Genomic DNA, 8,791 nt, shown 5'->3' with positions numbered 1-8,791 from the left:
GTGGGCGTAGCTGGGGAACTGTGTGTGTCGGGGGCAGGTCTGGCGCGTGGGTATTGGCATCGTGCCGAACTGACGGAGGAGAAATTTATACTAAATCCGTTTACGAACGGAGAAGCAGGGTATGAACGGATGTATCGAACGGGGGACTTGGCAAGATGGATGCCGGATGGCAACATCGAGCATCTGGGCCGGATCGACCACCAGGTGAAAATCCGGGGCTATCGGATTGAACTGGGCGAGGTTGAGGCGAACCTTTTAAAAGTAGAAGCCGTGCAAGAAGCAATCATACTGGCCCATGAGGATGAGCAGGGTCAAAACCAACTGGTGGCGTATTATGTGGCAGAACGAGAAGTGAGCACAGGTGAGCTACGCAACTTACTGGGCGAAAAGCTACCTAACTACATGGTGCCTTCATACTTTGTGCAGCTGGAGTTCATGCCACTGACACCGAATGGCAAAATCGACCGTAAGGCCCTGCCACTGCCATTGCCGGAATGGGCAAGTAGCTTGGATATAGCCTACTTTGCTCCAAGAAATGAAATGGAGCAACAATTGGCGAATCTTTGGCAGACGGTGCTTGGGGTAGAAAAGGTAAGTATCGACGAGAACTTCTTTGAACTTGGAGGTCATTCTTTAAAGGCCATTCAGCTCGTCTCCAAAGCACAGGAATCAGGAATTCCATTAGGCGTACATCAAGTGTTGCAACATCAAACCATTCGAAGCTTGTCTGACCGGTTATCCCTTGATAAAGTTGTCACCAAGCAAGATACTTCATGGCTTACAGATGTAACGGCAGCTGAACAATGGATTAGCGAAACCTTTATAGTACAGGCTATGCTTCAATTCGTACCCAACGATGAGCGCGACTATTTATTTTTACATGTATATCCGTTCCGGTCAGATCAGGTGGATGAAATAACCACGGGAATTTCGTCTCATATTCATTCCGAGCTGCACCCTCATTATATCGTTCCGATGGGTGAGGAAGACGCCAGCCAACGGGTTAGAACAGGGTACACAGAGCTGGAGCAAACAGACGAGGAACAGGCAAACAATCATCAATGTCAGTCTGAGTCTGAAGAATGGATTTTAAAAATCGCTGAAATGAATGCTCGCTGGGATGAGCATCTACTCAGCTCAGAGGCTATCCATCGTTTCCCGCTGGCACCTGCTCAGCATTACCATTTGATGCACGCTGCTCCCTCGGGTACTGTGGTGCGGCTGGACCAATACGTGGATGTGGAACGTCTGTCCACAGCGGTTCGGCAGTTAATTCATCGCCATGAATTACTGAGAAGTGTGCTTGTACAATCGAATGGAATCTGGGAATGGGAAGTACGGCCAACACCGGAACATATTTCATTGCCTTGTGTGGATCTTTCAGTCTATCCGGTGCAGACACAACAGCAGCTTCTTCCATTCATCATGTCGAATCTTTATTTTGAACCATATGAGCAGAAACAAGCTCTGCAATACCGGATGGTGCTGGTTCGCTTGAATTTGCGGGAATATTTGCTGCTGCTGCCATGCTCACACATCATTTTTGATGCTACGAGCAGTGTCGTTCTGCATAATCAGCTTCTGGAGGAATACGATCATACACAGCAGAGTCAGACAGTTAAAACATTCCATTATCACGATTATGTCGATCATATCCGCCAAGGTCCGCAAGGACTCAGCGATCCGCAGATTGTGGAGCAATTTAAGCTCCAAGCGTTTGACAACAACAATAGTCGAATCCATGCAAGAACCCGGGAGTGTAACTATGCAGAATCCACCTCATTTATTTGGGAACTGAAGCTGCATGATATTCCAAAACAGGACGGTGCTACAAACCTATCGAATATTTCGTTGCAAATGGGATTTCAGTTCTTTAGCAGTTACTTTGAACAGACAGAAGTTCCATTATGGTTAACGCAGTATGGACGACAGTATGGGGATCGAAACTACTTTGGGTCACTGGGAGAATATATTGACCATATTCCTGTTTTGCTCCAGAAGGAAGAGGAGATATCCTATGAAAACGTTATTCAAAAACCCTTGGATGTTGCTGCAAATCACCATTTGAATTTCTTTAATTTGATTTTTAACGAAGAAATGAAATCAGTTTACCCGCAATCAAGCAGCATTCTAAAAAAGAATTTTGAACAATTACCTATTGTGTTTAACTACTTGGGTAAAATGCAGGAAGACTCGAAGTTGCTCAGTACTTTGAATAGGCCGAAAAAAGATGCTAATGGAAGCAAAGCCATTTTCTTCGAGTCTGCATATACGGCAAGTGTTCTAAAAATCTCTCTGTCCCTTCCGTATGAGGAAGATTGCGAGGAAATTTACCGACTCTTTCAAGCTGCAAATGAAAAGGTTCTTTCGGATCTGATCATACCGCAGTAAAGAACTGAAGATATACTTTTTAACTAAAATAAAACCTTATCAATTCCCCTCTCTCATGAAAGTAGCTGATGTAACGGTTGCTTTCGGGCCCATGACGACCAAGGGAGGGTTTTTTTAAAATACAAGCAAATTGACAGAGACAAGTAAAATGAGTAACGCGACTTTTATATCAATTAAATCCCATAAACTTAATCGGATTAATGTATTTCAAATTTTGTAGGGGTCCGAAGATTCGAGGAGGAATTGTTTTGAGTGACCCGCATCAGCATTTGGATTCGTCCACCAAAAGGGCATAGTTTATGGCCTGAAATTTCAGCATACTCCAAGGTTTTTTACACTTCCAAGTCTATTCACACACCTGACTTTTGATCTCAATTACAGCACGAATGGAACTCCATAACCAATTCACTTTTACAATGTCGATTACTGTTTTTTGGCAATCCGTTTTGTTGCTTTTTGCTGCATCTATCTTTACATCTCGGTATCTCCATGCATATGTACATTAACACCCGAATCGTAAAAACATTTTTGTTTTGCCACATCTTTGTGGAGAGGAAAGGGGTTTGGTATGAATCGCATGGCTTTGGTTTTTCCAGGACAAGGATCTCAGTATGTAGAAATGGGAGCCGCATGGCATAGCGATTTTACAGAAGCGGATCGCTTGTTTGAAGAGGCTGCTGATATTTTGGGATATGATCTGAAAGCTCTATGCATGGTAGGTCCGATCACCCAATTATCCAGGACATTCTATACTCAGCCGGCACTTCTTACGATCAGCGTCATTGCATTCCGACGTTATATGCACGAAATTGGGATTATTCCGGAATTTTCAGCAGGTCATAGCCTGGGTGAATATTCAGCTCTGGTAAGTAGCAGTGTTCTGTCCTTTGGCGACGCTTTACGACTGGTACAAGAGCGGGGGCGCTTCATGGAAGCAGCCGCAGAGGCCGGTCTGGGCAGCATGATTGCCATTCGCGGAGCTGAATTGAACTTCGTGGAAGAATTCTGTCGTCTGCACTCCACAGTCGATCAGCCTGCTGTCATTGCCTGTTACAATTCGCCCAATCAGTATGTCGTCTCTGGTCATCATACGTCGGTAGCTGTGGTAGCTGGCAAGTTAGAACAGCGGGGGGCCCAAATTACTCGCTTGCAGGTTAGCGGTCCTTTTCATAGTCCGCTTATGCAGCATGCTGCGGACAGGCTGACCATTGAGCTGCAAAAATACACTTTCCATGAAGCGCAGTGGTCCGTGATCTCGAATGTGACCGCTCAGCCATACTCCGATGTAGACAGCATCCGTCAAGGATTGATTTTGCAAATGACTCACCCGGTTCGATGGATACAAACCATGCAGTATATGGCGAATCATGGCGTGGAGCAAGGCATTGAGCTAGGCCCACGGACAGTGCTGAAAAATTTGGCGAAAGAAATAAACACCACTATTGAAGTGCTTTCCCTAGACAGAGACCTGGATCGAGTTGAACTGGAACGCCGTTTCTCGATCCGTGATTGGATTGCCCGTTCCCTGTCGCTGGCGGTGTCTACCCCCAATGCCAATTGGAATGAAGATGAGTATCGAAAAGGTGTTATTTTACCTGTTCGGAAACTGGAAGAATTACTGCGAAACTCAGAATCAGACAGCAGTCCACCACCTGCTTCTGAGCAAAGACAGGAAATACTGGGGTGTATTCGCCGGGTGTTGCAAACCAAACGGGTCTCCGAAGGAGAGCAGAAAGTAATGCTAGAGCAATTAAGGAGGGATCAGGATGGAGCAGTTTCAAACTTTAATTGAAATCATTCAAGACCGTGCAAGCCGGGATGAGAACGGGATCACCTTTATTTCCGGTGATAAGCAAGAGGAATATGTGTCCTACAGTAAACTTCTGGAGCAAGCATCGCAGGTGCTTCATGCATTACAGGAAAAAGGGATACAATCTGGCGATGAGCTGATCATGCAGATCGACGACAATCATACCTTTGTAAATGTATTTTGGGGCTGCCTGCTCGGTGGAATCGTTCCTGTTCCTGTAAGCATCGGGAATAATGATGAACATAAAATGAAACTGTTTAAAATCTGGAATACGCTCTCCCGCCCTTATATGGTTGCGGATGACAAGGTTTTGGAACAACTGGAAAAGTACGCGCATCAGCACGAACTGCTGGATTCCTTTGAGCCTGTTAAAAAAGCAACTTTTTCAAGCCATGCATTAGACTATTCCGGTCTGAATAAAGGTGTAGTTCATGCATCCAAACCGGAGGATTTGGCTTTTATCCAATTTTCCTCAGGCTCTACAGGTGATCCTAAAGGGGTCATGCTGACACATGAAAATCTGGTTTACAATATTCGGGATGTCGCAAATCAAACGGGCATGAGCTCCAAGGATGCTTATTTGGGTTGGATGCCGCTTACGCATGATCTGGGATTGATCGCCTTTCATTTAACCTGTGTGGTCGCTAATGCCAAGCAGCTGATTATGCCAACGGCACTTTTTATCCGACGCCCGTCTTTATGGCTAAAAAAAGTATCGGAGCATAAGGTGACCCAAATATGCTCTCCCAATTTTGGATATAAATTTTTTCTCGATCAGTACAAACCTGAAACAGCGGATAACTGGGATTTGTCAAGCGTACGTATGATTTTAAATGGGGCTGAGCCGATATCTGTAGAGCTTTGCCATGTGTTTATGGATGCGATGAGTGTTCACGGCTTGAATAAAAATGTGATGTTTCCTGTCTATGGACTGGCAGAGGCGAGCGTGGGAGTTTCCACTCCCCCTCTGGACAAAGATAATTTTATTCCGCTTTATTTGAATCGGCAGCAGTTACACGTAGGTGAACCCATAGAAGAAGTAGACAAATCCGACAAGCGGTGTCTTACTTTTGTGGATTTGGGGTATCCGATGGCCAGCACCTCTGTCCGCATTTGCGATGGACAAAATCGAGTGCTGGAAGATGGTGTGATTGGACACACGCAAATCCGGGGCAAAAATGTGACTGCTGGATATTACAACAACCCAGAGGCTACCGCGAAGGTCAAAACAGAGGATGGCTGGCTCATCACCGGAGATTTAGGGTTTATGAGAAATGGCCGCCTGGTTATTACTGGTAGAGCCAAGGATATCATTTTCGTGAACGGCCAGAACGTTTATCCGCATGACATCGAGAGAACTGCCGAGGAGTTGGATGGCGTGGATCTCGGAAAAGTAGCGGTGTGTGGTGTCCATGATGCGCAAACTAGGCAGGATCGTATTGTTGTTTTTGTGATGCACACGAAAAAGATAGAGCATTTTGTGCCGCTAGTTCAAAAGCTGAAAAGCCATCTGAACTACCGGGGAGGCTGGAATATTCAGGATGTAGTTCCGATTCGACGTATCCCTAAAACAACCAGCGGGAAGGTTCAGCGCTTCAAATTAGCCCAGAATTATGAGCAGGGTGAATTTGATGGAATATTGACATCACTGGCCGAGGCTACTCAAATCGCTCAGGCAACTGAGCGTGTAGTCCTGCCTCAAGGACAAATAAAACAAAAGCTGATTGGAATCTGCCAGGATATTTTAAATGTAAAGTCGATTGGAACAGATGACAGCTACTTTGATATCGGAGTGACTTCCTTGCAGCTCGTTCAAATTGTGGACCAGTTGGAGGACCAATTAGGGATTCATATTGAGGTGACGGACTTCTTTTCCTATCCGACCATCGCCAAGCTGGCTTCGTATATCTCCAGTCAAAGCCTAAGCAGTGACGCGACTGCAACAACACAGCCCGAGGCCAAGGAGGCAGCGAATGACCGGGATATCGCCATCATTGGCATGTCCGGCAAGTTTCCTCAAGCGGATACACTGGAGCAGTTTTGGGCGAATGTGTCATCAGGGGCAGACAATATCGGTCCGTACAGCGATGAAAGAAGAAAAGATGCCGAAGCTTTCATTTCCCGTCTGAATACAGAAGGACGGAATATGCAAATCGCAGAAGGTGGCTATTTGGACGAAATAGACAAGTTCGATTACTCCTTCTTTAAGCTGACTCCACGGGAAGCCTCGCTAATGGACCCAAATCAACGGCTATTTCTACAAACCGCCTGGAGCACGATTGAGGATGCGGGGTATGGTGGCACGCAGCTGGCAGGCCAAAAGGTTGGTGTGTATGTTGGCTTCTCCAAAACCAGCTTCGAATACGAGCGCCTGCTGTCCGAGGTGGAACCGGGTGCGCTGCCGAACTTTGCCATTGGTAATTTATCGTCCATTATTTCCAGCCGAATTGCGTATTTGCTCGATCTAAAAGGCCCGGCGTTAACGATTGATACAGCATGCTCTTCCTCACTCGTTGCAGTACATCTGGCATGCAAGTCCATCCTCAATGGAGACTGCGATATGGCACTGGCAGGTGGAGTGAAGACGATTTTGCTTCCGCTGAAAGCGGGTATAGGCATGGAATCCTCCGATGATCGGGCACGCGCCTTCGACGATCAGTCGGATGGAACAGGCTGGGGCGAAGGCGCTGGAGCGGTTTTCCTGAAGCCGCTGCGTAAAGCGGAGCAAGACGGTGACAACATTTTGGCTGTGATCAAGGGAAGTGCCATCAATCAGGATGGCAGTACGATTGGTATTTCCGCGCCGAATGCGCTCGCTCAGGCGGAAGTAATTTTGCAGGCGTGGCACGATGCACAGATTGATCCAGAAACAGTTAGCTATATCGAAGTGCATGGAACCGGAACCAAGCTGGGCGATCCGGTCGAGATTGACGGCATTACCAAGGCTTTCCGCAAGCATACACAGCGCAAACAGTTCGTGGCGATCAGCACAGTCAAGACGAATATCGGACACTTATACGAAGCCGCCGGGATCGCGGGCTTGATCAAATCCGTACTGTCCATGAAGCATCAAAAAATTGCGCCGCTCGTTCATTTTCGCACGCCAAACCAGAAGATCCATTTCGAGGAATCTCCGGTATATGCCAATACGAAGCTGAGGGAATGGAAGACGAACGGCTTCCCGAGAAGAAGCGGGCTGAGTTCCTTTGGATTCAGTGGAACAAACTGCCATGTGGTGCTGGAGGAATATATATCAAAGACGGAATCGGATAAATCCTACAGGGCCAGCAACAATGGATCATCACCGCTGCTGCTGACCTTGTCAGCGCGGAGTGAATCCGCTTTGCGCGAGCTGGTCGGGCGGTACGCAGAACGGTTCAGACGGGCGGAAGAACTCGTGATGCAGGATGTATGCTATACGGCTAACACAGGCAGAAGCCACCTTAATCACCGGATTGCGGTGACTGCCGCAGGAGCGGATGTGCTGAAAGCAAGGGTGCTTCAGTTGCACGAACAAGGCAGAGCCGTCGAAGGTGTATACACCGGGAAAGCGGATAGCACAGGTGGCGCAGAGACGGCCAATGGAAGCTTGGACACGTTGCAATCACTGGAGCAACTGGCTGCCAAGTATGTGCAGGGAGCGCAGATCAATTGGAGTACCCTATATGCAGGTAACCACTACAAAAAGGTTTCTCTGCCTACGTATCCATTCGAACGGAAAAGATGCTGGATTAACGTGCCCGAACAGGTTCGAAAGGAACAGAAGGCACCCGTTCATGAAAACTCAACAGTAAGAGAGACTGGAATTATGGGGAACGAGTATTCGGTGTCAGCATTGGCTACCAATCAGCACAAATCATCTATCCTTCAAAAATTAGCAAAAATGATCGGTAACGTGTCCCAGCTCAGTCTGGAGGAACTGGAGCCACAAACACATTTTCTGGAGCTTGGGCTGGATTCCATTAATTTGTCCCAGGTTCGCCACAGCATCAAGGATACATTCGGACTGGACGTTCCGATGAACGAATTTTTCGAATCGTTGACCACGCTGGAGCTGTTAGCCAGCTACGTAGCCGAACGGGTGAGCATTTCCACTTCTGCTGAAGCCCCGATTCAGTCTGTGGAAAATCGTCCGGATACCACTCTGAATCAGGCTGTTCATACAGCTTCCCCGTTAACCCAACTGTATCATGAATCCGGCGTTCCGGCTGCCGCATCCGTTTATGGTATAGATACGGCTGGGCAAACACGGGCTCAAAGCTTCCCAATCTCTACAGCTCCTGCGGGTGTAGAGCGAATTTTGGAGCAACAGCTACATCTGATGTCACAGCAGCTTGATGTTCTCCGGCATCAGCCCTCTGCATCCGTAATAGCTTCCGAGGCATTTAGCCCTGAATCCGGCGTTTTGCCATCAGCAAGTAGAGGAAACGCCGAGATTATCCGTACCGAATCCAAGCAGGAGGTCGCGGCTGCATTAGCACCCGCTCCATCCGTACAGGCTATTCCCAAGCAGACAAGCAATGAAGCCAAGTCGTTTACACCCTACAAAAAGCTGGATGTCAAAGCACGTGAATTGCTTTCGCTCCGTCA

At 47.4% G+C, this 8,791-nt stretch carries 3 protein-coding genes; all 3 read left to right on the top strand.

Annotated features, from left to right (window positions below; all coding sequences use genetic code 11):
* Positions 1–2,391: condensation domain-containing protein (locus tag ACIFO6_RS23325; protein ID WP_430044355.1), on the top strand; the 2,391-nt coding region annotated here is incomplete at its 5' end.
* Positions 2,392–2,959: 568 nt separating this feature from the next.
* The gene (fabD, locus tag ACIFO6_RS23320; RefSeq protein ID WP_430044354.1) at positions 2,960–4,183 is read left to right on the top strand and encodes an ACP S-malonyltransferase; all 1,224 of its coding nucleotides are present in this window, start codon (positions 2,960–2,962) and stop codon (positions 4,181–4,183) included.
* Positions 4,158–8,791: beta-ketoacyl synthase N-terminal-like domain-containing protein (locus ACIFO6_RS23315; protein WP_430044352.1), on the top strand; the 4,634-nt coding region annotated here is incomplete at its 3' end. The genes fabD and ACIFO6_RS23315, both read left to right, overlap by 26 nt.

It is taken from the genome of Paenibacillus sp. NRS-1781 (genome assembly GCF_050467745.1).
In the GTDB taxonomy this organism is placed as follows: Bacteria; Bacillota; Bacilli; order Paenibacillales; family Paenibacillaceae; genus Paenibacillus; species Paenibacillus terrae_A.
This window is presented reverse-complemented; position numbering and strand designations above follow the sequence as displayed.